Source organism: Streptomyces sp. NA02950, assembly GCF_013364155.1.
In the GTDB taxonomy this organism is placed as follows: Bacteria; Actinomycetota; Actinomycetes; order Streptomycetales; family Streptomycetaceae; genus Streptomyces.
Window position 1 is genome coordinate 1,773,101 of record NZ_CP054916.1, and the last position, 19,822, is coordinate 1,792,922.

Annotated in this window: 16 protein-coding genes and 2 pseudogenes; 4 read left to right on the forward strand and 14 right to left on the reverse strand. The window is 72.9% G+C overall.

The annotated features are described in order from the left end of the window. Positions 1-70: 70 nt before the first annotated feature. Together HUT19_RS07220 and HUT19_RS07225 are read left to right on the forward strand one after the other, a co-directional pair. The gene (locus HUT19_RS07220; protein ID WP_176179660.1) at positions 71-277 is read left to right on the forward strand and encodes a hypothetical protein; all 207 of its coding nucleotides are present in this window, start codon (positions 71-73) and stop codon (positions 275-277) included. Next, the gene (locus HUT19_RS07225; protein ID WP_176179661.1) at positions 274-1,017 is read left to right on the forward strand and encodes a DUF2637 domain-containing protein; all 744 of its coding nucleotides are present in this window, start codon (positions 274-276) and stop codon (positions 1,015-1,017) included. Before HUT19_RS07220 ends, HUT19_RS07225 begins: the two co-directional genes overlap by 4 nt. Positions 1,018-1,223: 206 nt before the next feature. Here the strand turns inward: HUT19_RS07225 and HUT19_RS07230 are convergent, their stop codons facing one another. The 3 genes from HUT19_RS07230 to rpe all read right to left on the reverse strand — a co-directional run bounded on the left by HUT19_RS07230 (position 1,224) and on the right by rpe (position 4,632). Further along, positions 1,224-2,663 carry a GuaB1 family IMP dehydrogenase-related protein gene (locus HUT19_RS07230; RefSeq protein WP_176179662.1) on the reverse strand — a complete coding sequence of 480 codons (1,440 nt, stop codon included), beginning with the start codon at positions 2,661-2,663 and terminating at the stop codon, positions 1,224-1,226. 168 nt (positions 2,664-2,831) lie between these two features. Then, complete coding sequence (locus tag HUT19_RS07235) at positions 2,832-3,821, reverse strand: sugar-binding transcriptional regulator (RefSeq protein ID WP_176179663.1); 990 nt, start codon at positions 3,819-3,821, stop codon at positions 2,832-2,834. A 112-nt stretch (positions 3,822-3,933) separates the two neighbouring features. Next, positions 3,934-4,632 carry a ribulose-phosphate 3-epimerase gene (gene rpe / locus HUT19_RS07240; RefSeq protein ID WP_176179664.1) on the reverse strand — a complete coding sequence of 233 codons (699 nt, stop codon included), beginning with the start codon at positions 4,630-4,632 and terminating at the stop codon, positions 3,934-3,936. 225 nt (positions 4,633-4,857) lie between these two features. Between rpe and HUT19_RS07245 the strand changes: the two are divergent. After that, positions 4,858-5,786, forward strand: a pseudogene (locus HUT19_RS07245) (serine hydrolase). 2 nt (positions 5,787-5,788) lie between these two features. On the opposite strand, the gene HUT19_RS07250 reads toward HUT19_RS07245, so the two are convergent. The 3 genes and pseudogenes from HUT19_RS07250 to fmt all read right to left on the reverse strand — a co-directional run bounded on the left by HUT19_RS07250 (position 5,789) and on the right by fmt (position 10,366). After that, positions 5,789-7,162, reverse strand: a complete 1,374-nt coding sequence (locus HUT19_RS07250) for an RsmB/NOP family class I SAM-dependent RNA methyltransferase (protein ID WP_176186584.1) — start codon at positions 7,160-7,162, stop codon at positions 5,789-5,791. Positions 7,163-7,309: 147 nt separating this feature from the next. Further along, a pseudogene (locus HUT19_RS07255) lies at positions 7,310-9,230 on the reverse strand (ABC transporter ATP-binding protein). A gap of 200 nt (positions 9,231-9,430) precedes the next feature. Then, positions 9,431-10,366, reverse strand: coding sequence for a methionyl-tRNA formyltransferase (gene fmt / locus HUT19_RS07260; RefSeq protein ID WP_176179665.1), 936 nt, complete (start codon positions 10,364-10,366; stop codon positions 9,431-9,433). A gap of 284 nt (positions 10,367-10,650) precedes the next feature. Between fmt and HUT19_RS07265 the strand changes: the two genes are divergently transcribed. Then, entirely contained in the window at positions 10,651-11,175 is a 525-nt protein-coding gene (locus HUT19_RS07265; RefSeq protein ID WP_176179666.1) for a hypothetical protein, read from the forward strand. 110 nt (positions 11,176-11,285) lie between these two features. Here HUT19_RS07265 and HUT19_RS07270 read toward each other — a convergent pair whose 3' ends face one another. From HUT19_RS07270 to HUT19_RS07305, 8 genes are all read right to left on the reverse strand, one after another. Further along, positions 11,286-13,457, reverse strand: a complete 2,172-nt coding sequence (locus HUT19_RS07270; RefSeq protein ID WP_176179667.1) for a primosomal protein N' — start codon at positions 13,455-13,457, stop codon at positions 11,286-11,288. A 133-nt stretch (positions 13,458-13,590) separates the two neighbouring features. Further along, positions 13,591-14,814 carry a methionine adenosyltransferase gene (gene metK, locus HUT19_RS07275; protein ID WP_176179668.1) on the reverse strand — a complete coding sequence of 408 codons (1,224 nt, stop codon included), beginning with the start codon at positions 14,812-14,814 and terminating at the stop codon, positions 13,591-13,593. 242 nt (positions 14,815-15,056) lie between these two features. Continuing rightward, positions 15,057-16,274, reverse strand: coding sequence for a bifunctional phosphopantothenoylcysteine decarboxylase/phosphopantothenate--cysteine ligase CoaBC (gene coaBC, locus HUT19_RS07280; RefSeq protein ID WP_176179669.1), 1,218 nt, complete (start codon positions 16,272-16,274; stop codon positions 15,057-15,059). Positions 16,275-16,399: 125 nt separating this feature from the next. Continuing rightward, the gene (gene rpoZ / locus HUT19_RS07285) at positions 16,400-16,672 is read right to left on the reverse strand and encodes a DNA-directed RNA polymerase subunit omega (RefSeq protein WP_003970369.1); all 273 of its coding nucleotides are present in this window, start codon (positions 16,670-16,672) and stop codon (positions 16,400-16,402) included. 29 nt (positions 16,673-16,701) lie between these two features. Next, entirely contained in the window at positions 16,702-17,268 is a 567-nt protein-coding gene (gene gmk / locus HUT19_RS07290; RefSeq protein WP_176179670.1) for a guanylate kinase, read from the reverse strand. A gap of 38 nt (positions 17,269-17,306) precedes the next feature. After that, entirely contained in the window at positions 17,307-17,630 is a 324-nt protein-coding gene (locus HUT19_RS07295) for an integration host factor (protein WP_009713618.1), read from the reverse strand. Positions 17,631-17,834: 204 nt separating this feature from the next. Next, the gene (gene pyrF, locus HUT19_RS07300; protein WP_176179671.1) at positions 17,835-18,689 is read right to left on the reverse strand and encodes an orotidine-5'-phosphate decarboxylase; all 855 of its coding nucleotides are present in this window, start codon (positions 18,687-18,689) and stop codon (positions 17,835-17,837) included. Next, positions 18,686-19,795 carry a quinone-dependent dihydroorotate dehydrogenase gene (locus HUT19_RS07305; RefSeq protein WP_176179672.1) on the reverse strand — a complete coding sequence of 370 codons (1,110 nt, stop codon included), beginning with the start codon at positions 19,793-19,795 and terminating at the stop codon, positions 18,686-18,688. The genes pyrF and HUT19_RS07305 overlap by 4 nt, the downstream gene beginning before the upstream one ends. Between the last annotated feature and the right edge of the window lie 27 nt (positions 19,796-19,822).

Consider the following 19,822-nt stretch of genomic DNA (forward strand, 5'->3'; position numbering starts at 1 on the left):
TGCGCGCGTGAGCGCGCGATTCACCCGAATGCCGCGATACGGCACCATTTTAGCGGTCGTTGGTGGGGACGTGACCACTGACAGTCTGCAACCGCCCGAACACTCAGCGCTCCGTCCCGAACCCGTGTTCCGGGCCCGGGACCACGGGGGTGAGGACGAACGCTACCCGCTCGAATACTGTTCGAGGGTGTGGGAGGAGTTCCTCCGGGCGCTCAACCGGATCGAAGCCGACTTCCTCCAGCGCTCCGGCACCACGGAACCGGGCGTCAAGGCATGACGTACACCGAGCCGAGGCCGGGCGGTTACGGGCCCCCACCCACCGGCCACCGACCCGCCCCCGCTCCCGGAGAGCGGTTCGACGCGGACGTCGACTACGAGATGAACCCCTTTCCCCTCCCGGACCCGGAGACCATCGAGGGCCGCTGGGACCTGGAAGGGGATCTGGCACGGCTGCTCCAGACGTCCTCCCCCGAGGAGCCGCCGCACCCCGCCGGCCCCCTTCCTCCGTCCTCCCACGCCCAGGTCCGCGCGGGCCGCGGCAAGCGGCGCCGGGTGCGCTTCCGGCTGCCGACGATGCCCTGGATCCAGCTGACCAGCCTGCTGTTCGCGGCGGTCACCACGGTCATCGTCGCCATGCTGAGTGTCCTGGGCGGGATGATCTCCTATCCCCCGCTGCGCTATCTGGCCTCCCCCAGCACCTCGGAGTCCATGGCCGCGTGGTGGCCGCTGCTGGTCTACGGACCGTGGCTGGTCGCCTCGCTGTCGGTGCTGCGGGCCGCGCTGCACCGGAGGGGCGCCGCGCACTCCTGGGCCGTGGTGGTGCTCTTCTCCACCATCGCGGTCTTCCTGTGTGTCGCCCACGCCCCCAAGAACGCGCCCAGCATGGCGGTCGCCGGTCTGCCGCCGGTTGCCGCGCTGGTCTCGTTCCACCAGCTGGTTCGGCAGATCACGCTCAACAGCCCGCCGCGTCACGCCCTGCCCCGCACCCGCGGTGAGCAGCGCGGAATGCCGCGGTGACACCGGCCGGTTGAACGGCAGGTGGCCCCCACTCACCCGAGCCGAGTGGGGGCCACCTCCCCCTTTTGGGGGCTCGGTTCTCCTCCGGGGCGCTCAAGTCCCTGTCGACGGTCGACCGTGCTCGGCCCTTCGTCCCTCAGGGCCTCCGCGCGCTCTCCCTTTCGACAGCGACGCGCCCCTTCGGCTCACTCGCCAGTGGGCAACGCTCAATCCCAACTGGCGTGCAGCGGCTTGCCTTCGGCGTAGCCCGCGGCGCTCTGCACGCCGACCACGGCGCGCTCGTGGAACTCCTCCAGGGAGCCCGCGCCCGCGTAGGTGCAGGAGCTGCGGACGCCCGCGATGATCGAGTCGATCAGGTCCTCGACGCCCGGCCGGGCCGGGTCCAGGAACATGCGCGAGGTGGAGATGCCCTCCTCGAACAGCCCCTTGCGGGCGCGGTCGTAGGCCGACTCCTCGCTGGTGCGGTTGCGCACGGCGCGCGCGGAGGCCATGCCGAAGCTCTCCTTGTACGGCCGTCCGTCGGCGGCGTGCTGGAGATCCCCCGGCGACTCGTACGTGCCCGCGAACCAGGAGCCGACCATCACGTTGGAGGCTCCGGCGGCCAGCGCCATGGCGACGTCGCGCGGGTGCCGGATACCGCCGTCGGCCCAGACGTGCTTGCCGAACTTCCGCGCCTCGGCGGCGCATTCGAGCACCGCGGAGAACTGCGGGCGGCCCACGCCGGTCATCATCCGGGTGGTGCACATCGCGCCCGGTCCGACACCGACCTTGACGATGTCGGCACCGGCCTCGATGAGGTCGCGCACACCCTCGGCGGCGACCACGTTGCCCGCCACCACCGGCACCCGCGGGCCGAGGCCGCGAACGGCCTTGAGCGCGCTGACCATCGACTCCTGGTGGCCGTGGGCGGTGTCCACCACGAGGGCGTCCACCCCGGCCTCCAGCAGGGCCTCGGCGCGGCCCTCCACATCGCCGTTGACCCCGACGGCGGCGGCGATCCGCAGCCTGCCCTCCGCGTCGACGGCGGGCTGGTAGAGGGTCGCGCGCAGCGCGCCCTTGCGGGTCAGGATGCCGACCAGACGGCCGTCGGCATCGACGGCGGGGGCCAGCTTGCGGTGGGCGGCGTCGAGGCGGGTGAACGCCTCGCGCGGGTCGATGTCCGCGTCCAGGACCAGCAGCTCCCGGGACATGACCTCGGAGAGCTGGGTGAAGCGGTCGACACCGGTGAGGTCGGATTCGGTGACCACGCCCACCGGACGCCCGTCCTCGACCACCACACCCGCCCCGTGAGCCCGCTTGGGCAGCAGGGACAGCGCGTCGGCGACGGTCCCGGTGGGCGCGAGCACGATCGGGGTGTCCAGCACCAGATGGCGGGACTTCACCCAGCGGACCACATCGGTGACCACGTCGATCGGGATGTCCTGCGGGATGACAACGAGCCCGCCGCGGCGCGCGACCGTCTCCGCCATCCGGCGGCCCGCGATCGCGGTCATATTGGCGACGACGAGGGGGATGGTGGTGCCGGTGCCGTCCGGCGAACTCAGATCCACCCCCTGACGGGAGCCGACCGCGGAGCGGCTCGGCACCATGAACACATCGTCGTAGGTCAGGTCGTACGGGGGCTTCTGATCATTCAGGAAACGCACGTGCTCAACTTCCCAGTCGTTCGGAATCAGCCCTCGACGCAGGAAGCCGAGGAAAACGCACGTACTTCATTCTCCCATGCCGCCCCCGGCGCGGGGGCCCGGACGATCATCCAGTCCGTACCGGGCCCGGTGGTCGGATCGTCCAATCCGCGCCGGGGCGGGAAGCGGCTACGGACCGTCCGGATCGGCGCGGTCCAGCGCCGGACGCGGCCCGGGGCCGGTCTCCAGCAGCAGATGGTCGGCCGCGGCCGTGTCCGTCACCAGGCTGGTGACCAGCCCGGACCGCAGCACCGCGCCGATCGCCGCGGCCTTGCGGCCACCGCCCGCGATGGCCACCACCTCGGGGATCCGCCGCAGCCGGTCGGCCTCGACGGTGATGCAGCGCTCGCCGAGGTCGCGGCCGATCCGGCGGCCCTCGCTGTCGAAGAGATGGGCGGACATCTCGGCGGCGGCGCCGAGCCCGGCGTAGTGGGCCCGCTCCTCCTCGCTGAGCATGTCGTAGACGGTCGAGATACCGGCCTCCCACGAGCCGATGGAGACGGCCGCGACGGTGACCTTGTCGAAGTACTCGAAGGCCCGGGCGATCCCGGTCTGGCCGCGCAGCGCGTCCGCGGTGGCCGTGTCGGGCAGCAGCATCGGCGCGTAGATGGGGTGCGCCTCGCCGCCGGAGACGGCGGCGGCCCGGCGGACCGCCTCCACCGAACCGCGCTCGGCCGTGCCCGCGTCGTAGACACCGGTGAGCTGGACGACGGTGCACGGCGGGAGCTGGTGCAGCGCGGCCGCCATGTGGATCGTGGACCGCCCCCAGGCCAGCCCCAGCACATCCCCCTCGGTGACCAGCTCGCCCAGCAGGTCGGCGGCGACCTCGCCCAGGTTCTCCGGGTCGGGGGTGTCGGCCTCGGCGTCGGCCGGGGACTCGACGACCACCGCGTGCCGCAGCCCGTAGCGGGCGCGCAGCGCGTCGGAGCGCTCCGCGTCGAGCTCGGCGGGAACCCGGATCTCGATACGCACCAGGTCGCGCTCGAGCGCGGTCTCCAGGACGCGCGCGACCTTGAAGCGGCTGACCCCGAATTCCTCGGCGATCTGGATCTTGGACTTGCCCTCGAGGTAGAAGCGGCGCGCCATGGCCGCCGCCTGCACCAGTTCGGCGGGTCCCATCCGCGTGGCTGAACGGCCCGTCGACACCGCGGTCTCCTCACTTGTCAATGTTCTGGACTCACCGTTCATCCTGTCAGAAACGGTGGAGTTGGTCCGGCCTTTACCCTTCAGTTCACCGCCCCGTAGCGGAGTGGCCGCACAGTCCGGTGGCGCCCGTCGCCTTCTCGGCGAGCGCGCGCAGCTCCGTGACGGCCTTGGCCGGGTCCTGGGCACCGTAGACCGCGGAACCGGCCACGAACACATCGGCGCCCGCCTCGGCGCAGCGTTCGATGGTCGCGGCGGAGACCCCGCCGTCCACCTGGAGCCAGAGCTCCAGACCGTGCTTGGCGATCAGCTCGCGGGTGCGGCGGATCTTGGGAAGCATGATGTCGAGGAACGCCTGGCCGCCGAAACCGGGCTCCACGGTCATCACCAGCAGCATGTCCAGCTCGGGCAGCAGGTCCTCGTAGGGCTCGATGGGGGTCGCGGGCTTGAGCGCCATCGACGCCCGCGCGCCCTGGGCCCGGATCTCGCGCGCCAGCCGTACCGGCGCGGCCGCTGCCTCCACGTGGAAGGTCACCGAACCGGCTCCGGCCTCCACGTACTGCGGGGCCCAGCGATCCGGGTCCTCGATCATCAGATGGCAGTCCAGCGGGGTGTCCGTGGCCTTCCCCAGGGATTCGACCACCGGCACGCCGAGGGTCAGATTGGGGACGAAGTGGTTGTCCATCACGTCGACATGGAGCCAGTCGGCGCCTTCGACGGCCTTCGCCTCGTCCGCCAGGCGGGAGAAGTCGGCGGACAGGATGCTGGGATTGATCTGCGCGGCCATGCCCCCAGCCTCCCACGACCGGTGCCGGTCCTTGGAGCCGGGACGATCGCGACTACTCACAACATGCGAAATCCCGTCCATACGAAAACATGAACACAGACGACACAACCCTTGGCTGTCGCATGGGGGTCATGTGGGTCGAGCGCATCCGATGTGCGCTCGAGACCAGAGATGACGCACCCCATGACGCATGCGCGACATGACAAGGGAAATGGGCATACGACGATGACGCGACACCGAACACCCCGGCGCCCCCGCGCCGCACTGTCCGTGGCACTGGCCGCGGCCGTGCTCGCGCCTCCGGTGGCCGGGGCGGGGTCAGCGGCGGCCGCGGCGCCGCGGGCGGTCTGCACCTCCGACCGGGCGGGACTGGCCGACAAGCTCTCCGGGGACATCACCGCGGCGCTGCACGGGAAGGCCGCCACCACCGCGGTCAGCCTCCGCGACCGCACCACGGGCACCGTCTGCACCCTGCGTGCGGACCAGACGTTCGACTCCGCGAGCGTGGTCAAGGTGACCGTGCTGGCCACGCTGCTGTGGGACGCGGGCAAGCACCACCGGCGGCTGACCGCCCGCGAGTCCGGACTCGCCACCGAGATGATCACCAAGTCGGACAACGACGCCACCACGAAGCTCTGGCGGCAGCTGGGCCGGGGAAAGGTCAGCGCGTTCGTCCGGGCCGCCGGGATGAACCGCACCGTCCCCGGCCGCGACGGCTACTGGGGGCTCACCCAGATCACCGCCAATGACCAGGAGAAGCTGCTGGAGCTGGTGACCCGTCGCAACCGGGTGCTCAGCGACAACTCCCGTGCCTACATCCTCAAGCTGATGGGCGGGGTCATCCCCTCGCAGCGCTGGGGCACCCCGGCCGGGGCCCCGCAGGGGGCGAAGATCCACGTGAAGAACGGCTGGCTGGAACGGACCACCCACGGCTGGCGGGTGCACAGCATCGGGGCCTTCACCGGCGGCGGCCACCTCTACACACCATCACGGTGCTGACCCAGGACAACGCCGAGATGGCCACCGGGGTCACCACCATCGAGGCGGTCTCCCGCGCGGTGCACCGGGACCTCAACCCCGGCGCCCGCGGCACGGAGCTCCACCTGCCGACCGACAACCCGCAGGAGACGCTTCCGGCGGTGCCGGGCACGTGACGTCAGCCGGTACGGCGCAGCAGGGCCAGATACATCGCGTCCGTACCGTGCAGATGCGGCCACAGCTGGACGTCGGGGCCGTCGCCGAGCGCGGGCACACCGGGCATCAGCGGGCGGGCGTCGATCCACTCGGCCGCGGCCGCGGGGCCGCCCCGGCCCTTGAGGACGTCCTCGACCACGGCCCGGGTCTCGGCCGGGTGCGGTGAGCAGGTCGCGTAGCCGACCACGCCGCCGATCCGTACCGCGGAGAGCGCCTCGCGCAGCAGCCCGCGCTGGAGCGGGGCGAATCCGGCCAGGTCCTCGGGGCGGCGCCGCCAGCGCGCCTCGGGGCGGCGGCGCAGCGCGCCGAGCCCGGTGCACGGGACGTCGACCAGCGCCCGGTCGAAGGTGCCCGGCCGCCACGGCGGCCGGGTGCCGTCCGCGGCGATCACCTGGTACGGGCCGGGGTTGCCCGCGAGGGCCCGGCCGACCAGCCGGGCACGGTGCGGCTGCTTCTCGGCGGCGAGCAGCGAGGCGTCGCGCCGGGCGGCGAGCGCGCCGAGCAGCGCGGCCTTGCCGCCGGGTCCGGCGCAGCCGTCCAGCCAGCGCCGGTCCGGCCCGTCCAGCGGGGCGTTCGCGAGCGCGAGGGCCACCAGCTGGCTGCCCTCGTCCTGGACCCCGGCGCGCCCCTCGCGCACGGCGTCAAGCGCCGCGGGCTCCCCGCCCTCGGTGAGCCGCACCGCGTACGGGGACCAGCGGCCCGGCGTCGCGGCCTGGTCACCGACCGCGGCCAGCAGTTCGTCCTGGGTGGCGCGGCCGGGGCGGGCGACGAGGGTGACCTCGGGGCGTTCGTTGTCGGCCGCGAGCAGGTCCTCGATCCCGGCGCTGCCGCCGCCGAGCGCGTCCCACAGCGCGGAGACGATCCAGCGCGGATGGGAGTGGACCACGGCGAGGTGGTCCTCGGGGTCCTCCTCGTACGGCGGGGCGACCCGCTCCAGCCAGCCGTCGAGGTCGTCGGAGGCGATCCGGCGGAGTACCGCGTTGACGAACTTGGCGCGCCCGTCGCCGAGTACCACCCGGGCCAGTTCGACGCTGGCGGAGACCGCGGCGTGGGTGGGGATGCGGGTGCCCAGCAACTGGTGGGCGCCGAGGCCGAGGACGTCCAGCACCGGCGGGTCGACCTCGCGCAGCGGGCGGTCCACACAGGCGGCGATGATCGCGTCGTAGGTGCCCTGGTGGCGCAGGGTGCCGTAGACCAGCTCGGTGGTGAGCGCCGCGTCCCGGGCGTCGAAGCCCTCGTCCTCCCGGGCCTTGCGGAGCAGCGGGGGGAGGACGAGGTTGGCGTACGCGTCCCGTTCGTCGACGGCCCGCAGCGCCTCGAAGGCCAGGATCCGCACGGGATCCTTCCGCGGCCGGCGGTAGGGCCGACCGGACTTGCCGCCCTTCCCGGGGTTGCCGGGTGCGGCGGAACGGCGGGGGCGACGACGGGGCTGGTCGGTCACGGGAAATGTGCTCCGGTGCGGGATGGGGCTGAAAGGGCCAGCCTACGCGGCCGGGGTGGGCACGGTCCCCGCACCGTCCGGGGCCGGTGAGGTCCCGGTGCCCGGCCGCTCGAACTGGGTCCGGTACAGCTGCGCGTAGCGTCCTTCGGCGGCGAGCAGCTCGGGGTGCGTACCGCGCTCCACGACCCGTCCGTCCTCGACGACGAGGATGAGGTCCGCGGCCCGCACGGTGGACAGCCGGTGGGCGATGACCACCGCGGTGCGCCCGTCCAGGGCCTCGGCGAGCGCCTCCTGCACGGCCGCCTCGGAGGTGGAGTCCAGATGTGCGGTGGCTTCGTCGAGGATCACCACCCGGGGGCGGGCCAGCAGCAGCCGGGCGATGGTCAGCCGCTGGCGCTCACCGCCGGAGAGCCGGTAGCCGCGCTCCCCGACGACGGTGTCCAGACCGTCCGGCAGGGCCGCGATCAGCCCCTCGAGCCGGGCCCGGCGCAGCATCTCCCACAGCTCCTCGTCGGTGGCCTCGGGGCGGGCCAGCAGCAGATTGGCGCGGATGGTGTCGTGGAAGAGATGGCCGTCCTGGGTGACCATGCCGAGTGTGCCGCGCAGGGACGCGGCGGTGAGGTCGCGGACGTCCACGCCGGACAGCCGCACCGCGCCGCTGTCGGTGTCGTAGAGCCGGGGCAGCAGCTGGGCGATGGTCGACTTGCCCGCGCCCGAGGAGCCGACGAGCGCGACCATCTGCCCCGGTTCGGCGCGGAAGGACACGTCGTGCAGCACCTGGACGCCGCCGCGGGTGTCGAGGGCGGCCACCTCCTCCAGGGAGGCGAGGGACACCTTGTCGGCGGCCGGGTAGCCGAAGCCCACCTGGTCGAACTCGACGGAGACCGGACCGTCCGGGACCTCCCGGGCGTCGGGCTTCTCGCTGATGAGCGGCTGGAGGTCGAGCACCTCGAAGACCCGCTCGAAGCTGACGAGCGCGCTCATGACCTCCACCCGCGCCCCGGCCAGTGAGGTCAGCGGGGCGTAGAGCCGGGTGAGCAGCAGCGCGAGCGAGACGACCGCGCCGGGGTCCAGCCGGCCGTTCAGCGCGTAGTAGCCGCCGAGGCCGTAGACCAGGGCGAGGGCCAGGGCGGAGACCAGGGTCAGGGCGGTGACGAAGGAGACCTGGACCATCGCGGTGCGCACCCCGATGTCCCGCACCCGCCGGGCCCGCGCGGCGAACTCCTCGGACTCGTCGGCGGGCCGCCCGAAGAGCTTGATGAGCGTCGCGCCGGGCGCGGAGAACCGCTCGGTCATCTGGGTGCTCATCGCCGCGTTGTGGGCCGCCGCCTCGCGCCGCAGCCCGGCGAGCCTGCCGCCGACCCGCCGGGCGGGCAGCAGGAACAGCGGCAGGAGCAGCAGCGCCAGCAGGGTGACCTGCCAGGAGATGCCGATCATGACCACCAGGGTGAGCAGCAGCGTCACCAGGTTGCTCACCACACCCGAGAGGGTGTCGCTGAACGCCCGCTGGGCGCCGATGACATCGTTGTTGAGCCGGCTGACCAGCGCACCGGTCCGGGTGCGGGTGAAGAAGGCCACCGGCATCCGCTGGACGTGGTCGAAGACCGCGGGTGCGCAGATCGAGGATCAGCCCCTCGCCGATCGTCGAGGACAGCCGGCGGGTCAGCAGTCCGAGAGCCGCCTCGGCCACCGCGATCACGGCGATGAGGGCGGCCAGTCCGAGGACGGTGCCCTGTCCCGAACGGTGGATGATCGCGTCCACCACCCGGCCCGCCAGCAGCGGCGTCGCCACCGCGAGCGCCGCCGTGACGGTGCTCAGCAGCAGGAACAGCAGCAGCGGACGGCGATGGGGCCGGGCGAACGTGCCGATGCGGCGCAGCGTCGCACGGGAGAAGGGACGTCGGTCATCGCTGGCGTTCGAGGCGTGGTGCAGGGAATGCCAGGCGGTGACTTCCATGTCCATCGCGCACCTCCGAGGTCTGGGGTGCCGCTCCCATGAGGCCGGCTGATCCGGACCGGCGGCACACCAGGGACGCTAGAACCTCAAGTAAGGTTGAAGTCAATCGTCCCACGTGGCGAAGGCGCGTCGTCGCGCGACCGGGCTCCCCGTTCAGCTCGGCACGCCCCGGCGGCGCCCGGCGCGCCCGGCATGGACGCCGCGCCTTACGACGCTCCCAGCCGCTCCCCCTCGGCGATCCGCACCCCGCGCGCCCAGTCGGCCGCGGGCATCGGCTTCTTGCCCTGCGGACGGACCCAGGTCAGCTCCACCGCATGGCTCCCGGTGCCCACGTAGACCGCCCTCTTGGTCACCGCCATCGCGCCCGGCTCCAGGTCCGTACGGTCCGGCACCATCGCCGCGGACACCACCTTCAGCCGCTCACCGCGGAAGGTCGTCCACGCGCCGGGCGCCGGGGCGCACGCCCGCACCACCCGGTCCACCCGCAGCGCGGGCGCCGTCCAGTCGACCTCCGCGTCCTCGACATTGATCTTCGGGGCGATCGAGATGCCCTCGGCGGGCTGCGGTACGGCGCGCAGGGTGCCGTCCTCGATGCCGTCCATCGTCGCGGCGAGCAGCCCGGCCCCGGCGAACGCCAGCCGGGTCAGCAGATCGCCGCTGGTGTCGGCGGCCCGGATGTCCTCGGTGACCACCCCGTACACCGGCCCGGAGTCCAGCCCCTCCTCGATCTGGAAGGTCGAGGCCCCGGTCACCTCGTCGCCCGCGAGCACCGCGTGCTGCACCGGCGCCGCACCGCGCCACGCGGGCAGCAGCGAGAAGTGCAGATTGACCCAGCCGTGCGCCGGGATCTCCAGCGCGGCCTTGGGCAGCAGCGCCCCGTACGCCACCACCGGGCAGCAGTCCGGCGCGATCTCGCTCAGCCGCGCCAGGAAGTCCGGGTCCCGCGGCTTGGCCGGCTTGAGCACCTCGATACCCGCCTCCTCCGCCCGCTCGGCGACCGGGCTGGCCACCAGTCGGCGGCCACGCCCGGCGGGTGCGTCGGGACGGGTCACCACGGCCACCACCTCGTGCCGGTCCGACGCGATCAGCGCGTCCAGGGCGGGCAGTGCGACCTCGGGGGTACCGGCGAAGACGAGCCTCATGGGTGGCGAACTACCTCTCACACACAGCGGAAACGGCGTCTCAGTCTATGGTCCGCCGTCCCAGGGGGCGTACGGTCCGACTCCCGCACGCCCCGGACCGTGACCGACGGGCGGGTGCCGCGTTGGTCAAGAGAGATTGACCCCACCGGGCCGCGGCGGCGGCCCGATGTGTCTCCCCCCAGACCGTCGTCACCTCCGGACTCCCCCGCCCCCGCAGCTCCCCCCTCAGCCCCTGTTCCCCCCTATTCCTGTTTCCCTTCCACCCCGGTTCGAGAGGCTTGTTCATGGCCGACCACGCAACCCACGACGCCCAGGCACGGGCCAGCCTGCACCTCCTGGTCCGGGATATCGAGCGGGTCCGCCGACAGGTGGACGCGCTGCGTACGCTCACCGCCCAGCTCGGCAATGTCTACCGCCCCCGGCGCACCGGCCCGTCCGCCGGTTTTGTGGTCTACGGACGCGCCCCGGCACCCACCGTGCGGCTGGCCCAGGAGCTGCGGGACAGTGTCGAGACGCTGGTCACGGCAGCGGTCGACTTCGACCGTTCGCTCGGCTTCTCCTGGGACGCGGTGGGTTCCGCACTGGGCGTCACCAAGCAGGCGGTGCACCGCCGTTACGGCGCCCGGCGGGCCGCCGCGCAGACCTCGGGTGAGGGCGGCGAGCCCCCTTCCCCCCGCCCTGAGGGACCCACCGGACTGCCCTCCCCCACGCTGCCGTCCGTCCCCGCCGCCCGTTCCGGCCCCCCGCAGCCCGCCCCGCTGCGCGAAGAGACCCGCCCGAGCGCCTTCCCCAGCCCGCGCAACGGCTGACCCGGACCGACCGGACCGACCGGCCGCATCGGCCTGCTCCATCGGCTCGCCGCCCCCAAGGTCCGCTCTCCCCGCGGATCGCCGACGACCGCGGACCACGGAACGGACCCTCAGCCGATCTCGAGCGGATCCACCCGGACCGCCGGATCCTTCTCACCCCGGGCCAGGCGGCGCGCCTTCGCCTCCTTGAGGGCCGCGGCCAGCGCGCTGCCCTGGCCGGGGCGGACGCGGACCAGCGCACGCTCCCACCGCTCGCCCGGCGGTGGATCGCCGGGGCGGCGGGGACGGCCGGGCTCGGTGACCGGCAGCGGTACCGGACCGAGGGTTTCCGCACCCTCCGGCAGCGACGCCGACGCGATCAGCTCGGCCACCGCCTCCGCGGGACCGGACACCGCCGCCATCCGGGAGACCGGCGGAAAGCCCAGCTGGGCCCGCTCGGCCAGCTCCCGGGCCGCGTAACCGGCGGGATCCCAGCGCACCAGCGCCTGGACCGGGCGCAGAGTGGGCTCGGCGATCACCACCACCGTGCCTCCGCCGTCCGCACCGCCGCCCTCGCCATGGCCGCGGACCAGGGCCGCCGCCTCCAGCCAGTGGCGCAGCGCGTCCTCACCCGCCCGTAGATCGGGGCGGCCCAGCAGGGCCCAGCCGTCCAGCAGCAGCGCCGCCGCATAGCCCCCCTCGGCCACCGGCTCGGCACCCGGGGTGCTGACCACCAGCGCCGGGCGGTCGGGCACCGTGGTCAGCACATGGTCCCGGCCGGAGGTACGGACCGGGACGGCCGGGAAGGCCCGGCCCAGCTCCTCGGCGGTGCGCCGGGCACCGACCACACTCGCCCGCAGCCGCGCTCCTCCGCAGGCCGCGCAGTGCCAGCCGGTCTCGGGCCGTCCGCACCAGCCGCACACCAAACGGTCCGCGTCCCGCGCCTCCAGCGGGCCCGAGCAGTGGGCGCAGCGCGCGGGCTCCCGGCAGCGCTCGCAGGCCAGCCGGGGTACGTAGCCCCGGCGCGGCACCTGCACCAGCACCGGACCACGGGTCAGCGCCTCGCGCACGGTCTGCCAGGCGAGCGTGGGCAGCCGGGCGGCGCGGGCCTCGGCGTCCCGGGCCACCTCGCCCTCGTCGACCGTACGGATCAGCGGCGCCGCGGCGCGGACCTGGTCGCGGTCGGCCTCCAGGGGCCGCGCCCAGCCGTTCTCCACCAGCTGGGCGGCCTCCACGGTGCGGCCGAGGTCCCCCAGCAGAAAGCCGGTCTTCTCCTGGACCGCGCGCAGCAGCAGCACATCGCGGGCGTGCGGGCGCGGCAGATGGTCATCGCTGTGGCTCTGGTTCCCGTCGTCCCAGATCCCCACCAGGCCGAGGTCGCGGACGGGTGCGAACATCGCCGCCCGGGTGCCCACCACGGCCCGGACGGCGCCCCTGCTGACCGCCAGCCACCGGCGGTAGCGCTCCTCGGGCCCGAGCTCGGCGGTGAGCAGCACATGCCGCCCCGGGCCATCGAGCACGTGGCTGAGCGCCCCGTCCACCCGGGCGGCCGTCTTCCCGTCCGGCACCACGATCAGGGCGCCGCGGCCGGAGGCGAGGGTGGCGGCCACGGCGGAGGCCCATTCGCCGGGCCAGTGCGGTCCGGGCAGCGCGGTCCATACGGCGCGCGGCCGGTCGCCGCGCGCGAGCGCCTCCAGGAACCCGGGCCCGGCCGGGTAGCGCGCCCAGCTGCCGGGCGCGGGCGGCGGAGGCGGCGGCAGCGGCGGCGGGGACGGCTCGCTCTCGGCGCGCGCGCTGCGCCGGGGCAGGGCGAGCTGGAGCACATCGGCGAGCGATCCGGCGTAGCGGTCGGCGACCGACCGGCACAGCGCCAGCAGTCCGGGGCTCAGCACCGGCTCAGGGGAGACCACCTGGGCCACGGCGGCCAGCGGGCCGCGGTAGTCGGACTCGGCGACCCGCTCGATGATGTAGCCGTCGAGCAGTCCGCCGCCCTCCCGGCGGCCTTCGCGCACCTTGCCCGTACCGGCTCCGAACCGCACCCGCACCCGCACCCCGGGCCGGGCCTCGGCGTCCATCTCGGCCGGAATCGCGTAGTCCCACAGCTTGTCGAGGTGCACCGGCCCCTTGTCGACGAGGACCTTGGCCACCGGCAGCTCCCCGGCCAGCGCCGCCCCCCGCCAGGTGCGCGGCTTGGCGCGCGGCACCTTGGCCTTGCGCACGGTCTCCCGGATGAGCGCGAGCTGCTCCCCGCCGGGCGGCTGCGCCTCGGCGTCCCGCTTCGACCGCTCGTTCTCGCTGCTCACAGCTCAAGTCTTAGCAGACGGCGCGGACACGGAGTTTTTCCCGGGCCGCGGTCCCGCCGCGGATCGGGGCCGGACGTCCGAAGGCCCGGTCACCCCTGCCGGGGTGCCGGGCCTTCGGACGGATCGAGCGGGCTCACACCCCCGCGGCGGCGCGGAGCGCGTCCACGCGGTCGGTGCGCTCCCAGGTGAAGTCCGACAGCTCACGGCCGAAGTGGCCGTAGGCAGCGGTCTGGGCGTAGATCGGGCGCAGCAGGTCGAGATCGCGGATGATCGCGGCCGGGCGCAGGTCGAAGACCTCGGAGATGGCCTTCTCGATCTTCTCGTGGTCGATGGTGGCGGTGCCGAAGGTCTCGACGAAGAGACCGACCGGCTCGGCCTTGCCGATGGCGTACGCGACCTGGACCTCGCAGCGCTGGGCGAGCCCGGCGGCGACCACGTTCTTGGCGACCCAGCGCATCGCGTAGGCGGCGGAGCGGTCGACCTTGGACGGGTCCTTGCCGGAGAAGGCGCCGCCACCGTGGCGGGACATCCCGCCGTAGGTGTCGATGATGATCTTGCGACCGGTGAGACCGGCGTCACCCATCGGACCGCCGATCTCGAAGCGGCCGGTCGGGTTGACCAGCAGGCGGTAGCCCTCGGTGTCCAGCTTGATGCCGTCCTCGACGAGCTCGTTCAGCACGTGCTCGACGACGAATTCACGGATGTCGGGGGCGAGCAGCGAGTCCAGGTCGATGTCGGAGGCGTGCTGCGAGGAGACGACGACGGTGTCCAGCCGGACCGCCTTGTTGCCGTCGTACTCGACGGTGACCTGGGTCTTGCCGTCCGGGCGCAGGTAGGGGATGGTCCCGTTCTTGCGGACGTCGGACAGCCGGCGGGAGAGCCGGTGCGCCAGGTTGATCGGCAGCGGCATCAGCTCGGGGGTCTCGTCGCATGCGTAGCCGAACATCAGGCCCTGGTCACCGGCGCCCTGCTGGTCCAGCTCGTCCTCTTCTTCACCTGCGGCGGCACCCTCGACCCGGAGCTCATAGGCCGAGTCGACGCCCTGGGCGATGTCCGGGGACTGCGAGCCGATCGACACCGAGACACCGCAGGAGGCGCCGTCGAAGCCCTTCTTCGACGAGTCGTAACCGATCTCGAGGATCTTGTTGCGGACGAGCGTCGCGATCGGGGCGTACGCCTTGGTCGTCACTTCGCCGGCCACATGCACCAGGCCGGTGGTGATCAGAGTCTCGACGGCGACCCGGGAGGTCGGGTCCTCCTTGAGGAGGGCGTCGAGGATGGTGTCGCTGATCTGGTCTGCGATCTTGTCAGGGTGACCCTCGGTCACGGATTCCGAGGTGAACAGGCGGCGGGACACATCGCTCCCTGGGGTTGCAGCGGCTGCTGGCTGATCATGGGCGGGACCGCTCGGGGGCTGCGCCCGGTGCGGTTCCTCGGCCAGTTTATCCGGCACGCGGGCCGGTCGAGCATCCCCGTCCCACAGAACGGGCAGGCCGTGACCTGGAACATACCTCGCCGAGGGCGGAAAAACAGCCAGGGCAGCTTTACAGGAAGGTGTCATGGCCCGATCGGGCGCCTGCCACCCCCGGGCCGGGCCGGTCAGCCCAGCCTGGCGGCCACAAGGTCCCAGACGGTGTCGGCCAGTGCGTCCTTGGGGCCGTACGGAACGGGGGTCTCGGTGCCGTCGGCCGCGAGCACAACGGCCTCATTGGCCTCGGAGCCGAACGTCTTGTGCTCCCCCACCTCGTTCACCACGAGCAGATCGCAGCCCTTGCGGGCCAGCTTGGCGCGGCCGTTGGCCAGCACGTCGTCGGTCTCGGCGGCGAAGCCCACGACGATCTGGCCGGGGCGGGGGCGGTCCGCGGAGATCTCCGCGAGAATGTCCGGATTTCGCACCAGGGCGAGCGGCTCGGGCTCGGCGCCCTCCCGCTTCTTGATCTTGCCCTGGGCGTAGTGGGCGGGCCGGAAGTCGGCGACGGCGGCGGCCATCACCACGGCGTCGGCGTCCGCGGCGGCCTTCAGAACCGCCTCCCGCAGCTGGGCGGCGGTGCCCGCGCGCACCACATCGGCACCGGCGGGGTCCGGCAATGCGCTGTTGGCCGACACCAGGGTCACCCGGGCGCCCCGGGCGACGGCCGCACGGGCGAGGGCGTAGCCCTGGCGCCCGGTGGAGCGATTGCCGAGGAACCGCACCGGGTCCAGCGGCTCGCGGGTGCCGCCCGCGGTGATCACCACATGGTGTCCCGCGAGATCCTGCTCACCCGCGCGCTCACCGCGGGCCAGCACCCGGCGGCAGACCTCGAAGATCTGCTCGGGGTCGGGCAGCCGCCCCTTGCCGGTGTCCACACCGGTCAGCCGGCCGACGGCGGGTTCGATGACCAGGGCGCCCCGGCGGCGCAGGGTGGCCACGTTCTCCCGGGTGGCGGGGTGCTCCCACATCTCGGTGTGCATGGCGGGGGCGAAGACGACCGGACATCGCGCGGTGAGCAGCGTGTTGGTCAGCAGGTCGTCGGCGAGGCCGTGGGCGGCCTTGGCGAGCAGGTCGGCGGTGGCGGGGGCGACCACGACGAGGTCGGCGGACTGGCCGATGCGTACGTGCGGGACGTCGTGGACGGACTCCCACACCTCGGTCTTCGCGGGCCGGCCGGACAGTGCCGACCAGGTGGCCTCGCCGACGAAGTGCAGCGCCGAGGCGGTCGGCACGACGCGTACCTCGTGCCCGGACTCGGTGAGGCGCCGCAGCAGCTCACAGGCCTTGTACGCGGCGATCCCGCCGCTGACGCCCAGCACGACCCTGGGCCCGTCCGCCGTGGTCATCGCTCGCCTCTCCCCGCCGTGTACGCCGTCGTACCCACCCATGACACACCACGAGCCCGGCGCTGGAGGCCCTTCAGCCGCCGCTGGAGGCGCCCCGTGCCGGGCCGGTGATGAGCGATCTGAAACTACTGCGCCGGGCCCTCGATGGCCTCGGAGGTCAGCAGTCCCGCGTTGATCTCGCGGAGCGCGATCGAGAGCGGCTTCTCGTGGACGTGGGTGTCCACCAGGGGGCCGACGTACTCGAGCAGGCCCTCGCCGAGCTGGGAGTAGTACGCGTTGATCTGACGCGCACGCTTGGCCGCGTAGATCACGAGGCTGTACTTCGAGTCAGTGGCCTCGAGCAGCTCGTCGATCGGCGGGTTGATGATGCCCTCGGGCGTGGTGATGGAAGAGGACACGCTCTACCTTCCGAAAAGGGGAAAAGGATCTATAGAACCTTCATCAAGGCTAGCAGCTCGCGCGACACGTCCTCGACGGAGGTGTTGACCAGGGTGCGGTCGAACTCGGACTCCGCGGCCAGCTCGGTCCTGGCGGCCGCCAGCCGCCGCTCGATGACTTCCGGCGCCTCGGTGCCCCGGCCGGTGAGCCGGCGCACCAGCTCCTCCCAGCTGGGCGGGGCGAGGAAGACGAGCTGCGCCTCGGACATGGACTCACGGACCTGCCGGGCGCCCTGGAGGTCGATCTCCAGCAGCACCGGCTCGCCCGCTTCGAGGCGGTCGAGAACGGCCTGCCGTGGGGTGCCGTAGCGGTTGCCCGCGAACTCGGCCCACTCCAGCAGCTCACCGTTGGCGATGAGCTTGTCGAACTCCCCGTCGTCCACGAAGAGGTACTGGACGCCGTGCTGCTCGCCGGGGCGGGGCTTGCGGGTCGTGGCGGAGACCGAGAGCCAGACCTCGGGGTGTTCCTTGCGCATATGGGCGACGACCGTGCTCTTGCCGACCCCGGAGGGGCCGGAGAGCACGGTCAGTCGCGGACGTGCGGAGTGTGCTGCCATGCAGCGATTATCCAGGTTCCCGGGGGTGCCTGGAAACGTCAGCCGGCGGCGCCGCCGAACTCACGCTCGAGCGATGCGATCTGGTTGGAGCCGAGACCACGCACACGGCGGCTCTCGGAGATGCCGAGGCGCTCCATGATCTGCTTGGCGCGGACCTTGCCGACGCCGGGCAGGGACTCCAGGAGAGCCGAGACCTTCATCTTGCCGATGACATCGTTCTCCTGGCCCTGCTTGATGACCTCGTGCAGGGAGGCACCGGAATGCTTGAGCCGATTCTTGACCTCGGCGCGCTCCCGGCGAGCCGCGGCGGCCTTTTCGAGCGCGGCTGCGCGCTGTTCAGGGGTAAGGGGCGGAAGAGCCACGCCTTCGTCACCTCGGATGTCGAACTGTCGGATATGGACCGGTGAGGAACCTAGTCGGCCCTCACCTGGGGAGCAACGCGCAACGCGCTTGCACGTTCGCTCTCGTCGGAGACTAGCGGCCCATCCCGCTCCAGTCAGCGAGAACAGACGAAAAGTCCTGGTCAGACTCGCTCGACCGGTACATTTCTGGACAAAATAGCCCGGTTATTCGGCCACAGCACGCACCTCATCGGCCATTCGGGCCGCCGCCTCGACCAGCGAAGCCGTGTCCGGACCGTACCGCAGCACCCCCCGGCTGACGCTGGGGAGGACGTCGCGGACCGCCGCGCCGAAGACCCCGGGGAGGTCGGCCGGGGTCGCCCCCTGGGCACCGATACCGGGGGCGAGCAGCGGTCCGCCGATCGACAGCTCGGCGCCCGCCCGGGATGCCGCGGTGCCGAGGGTGGCGCCGACGACCGCGCCGAAGGAGCCGAGCCGCCCCTGGGCCGCCTCCCCGGCGTTCTCGGCCTTCAGGGACGCCAGCACCGAGGCGGCGACGGAGGTGCCGTCCGCCCCTACCGCGTGCTGCACCTCGGCGCCCTCCGGGTTGGAGGTCAGCGCCAGCACGAACACCCCCGCCCCGCTCGCGCGCGCCGCGTCCAGCGCCGGGCGCAGCGAGCCGAAGCCGAGGTAGGGGCTGACGGTGACCGCGTCGGAGAACAGCGGGCTGCCGGGGTCCAGATAGGCCGCGGCGTACGCGCCCATGGTGGAGCCGATGTCACCGCGCTTGGCGTCCATGAGGACCAGCGCCCCGGCTGCGCGGGCGTCGGCCACGGCCCGCTCCAGGACGGCGATGCCGCGCGACCCGAAGCGCTCGAAGAAGGCCGACTGCGGCTTGAGGACGGCGACCCGCTCGGCGAGGGCGTCCACGACGGTGCGGGTGAACCGCTCCAGGCCCGCCACATCGTCCCCCAGCCCCCATTCGGCGAGCAGCGAGGCATGCGGGTCGATCCCGACGCACAGCGGGCCACGGGTGTCCATGGCGGCCCGCAGCCGGGTGCCGAAGGGGGCGGTGGTCATGCGGTCTCCTTGCGGGCCTCGGCGCCGACGGCGTCGGCGAGGGTGGCGTAGGGGGAGGCGGCCAGCCGGGCGGCGAGACCGCGGTGGATCTCCCGGCACCAGAACGGGCCCCGGTAGATGAACGCGCTGTAGCCCTGGACCAGGGTGGCCCCGGCGAGGATGCGCTCCCATGCGTCGTCCGCGGTCTCGATCCCGCCGACGCCGACGAGGGTGATCCGGTCGCCCACGCGGGCGTACAGCCGCCGCAGCACCTGAAGGGAGCGGGACTTCAGCGGTGCGCCGGACAGTCCGCCGGTCTCGCCGGTGAGCTCCGCGCCGGAGCGCAGGCCAAGTCCGTCGCGGGCGATGGTGGTGTTGGTGGCGATGATGCCGTCCAGGCCGAGGTCGAGGGCGAGGTCGGCGACGGCGTCCACGTCCTCGTCGGCCAGATCCGGCGCGATCTTGACCAGCAGCGGCACCCGGCGGCCGGTGACGGTGCGGTCGGCGGCCTCGCGGACGGCGCTCAGCAGCGGCCGCAGATGGTCCACGGCCTGGAGGTTCCGCAGTCCGGGGGTATTGGGCGAGGAGACGTTGACGACGAGGTAGTCGGCGTGGCCGGCCAGCCGCTCGGTGGACGTCACATAGTCGGCGACGGCTTCCGCCTCCGGGACGACCTTGGTCTTGCCGATGTTGACGCCGAGCGTCGTACGGAAGACGGGGCGGCGGGCGGCGAGCCGGGCGGCGACCGCGGCCGAGCCGTCGTTGTTGAAGCCCATGCGGTTGATCAGGGCGCGGTCGGCGACCAGCCGGAAGAGCCGCTTCCTGGGGTTGCCGGGCTGCGGCTGGGCGGTGACGGTGCCGATCTCGACATGGTCGAAGCCGAGCATGGCCATGCCGTCGATGGCGGTGGCGTTCTTGTCGAACCCGGCGGCGAGCCCGAACGGGCCGTGCATCCGCAGCCCCAGCGCCTCGGTGCGCAGCGCCGTGTGCCGGGGGGCGAGCACGGCGGCGGCGAAGGTGCGGAAGCCGGGGATGCGGGCGGCGCGCCGGATCCAGCCGAAGGCCAGGTGGTGGGCCTTCTCGGGGTCCATACGCCGGAAGATCAGGTTGAAGAGGAGTGCGTACATGGCGGCTTTCTGCGCGCGGATGGGATG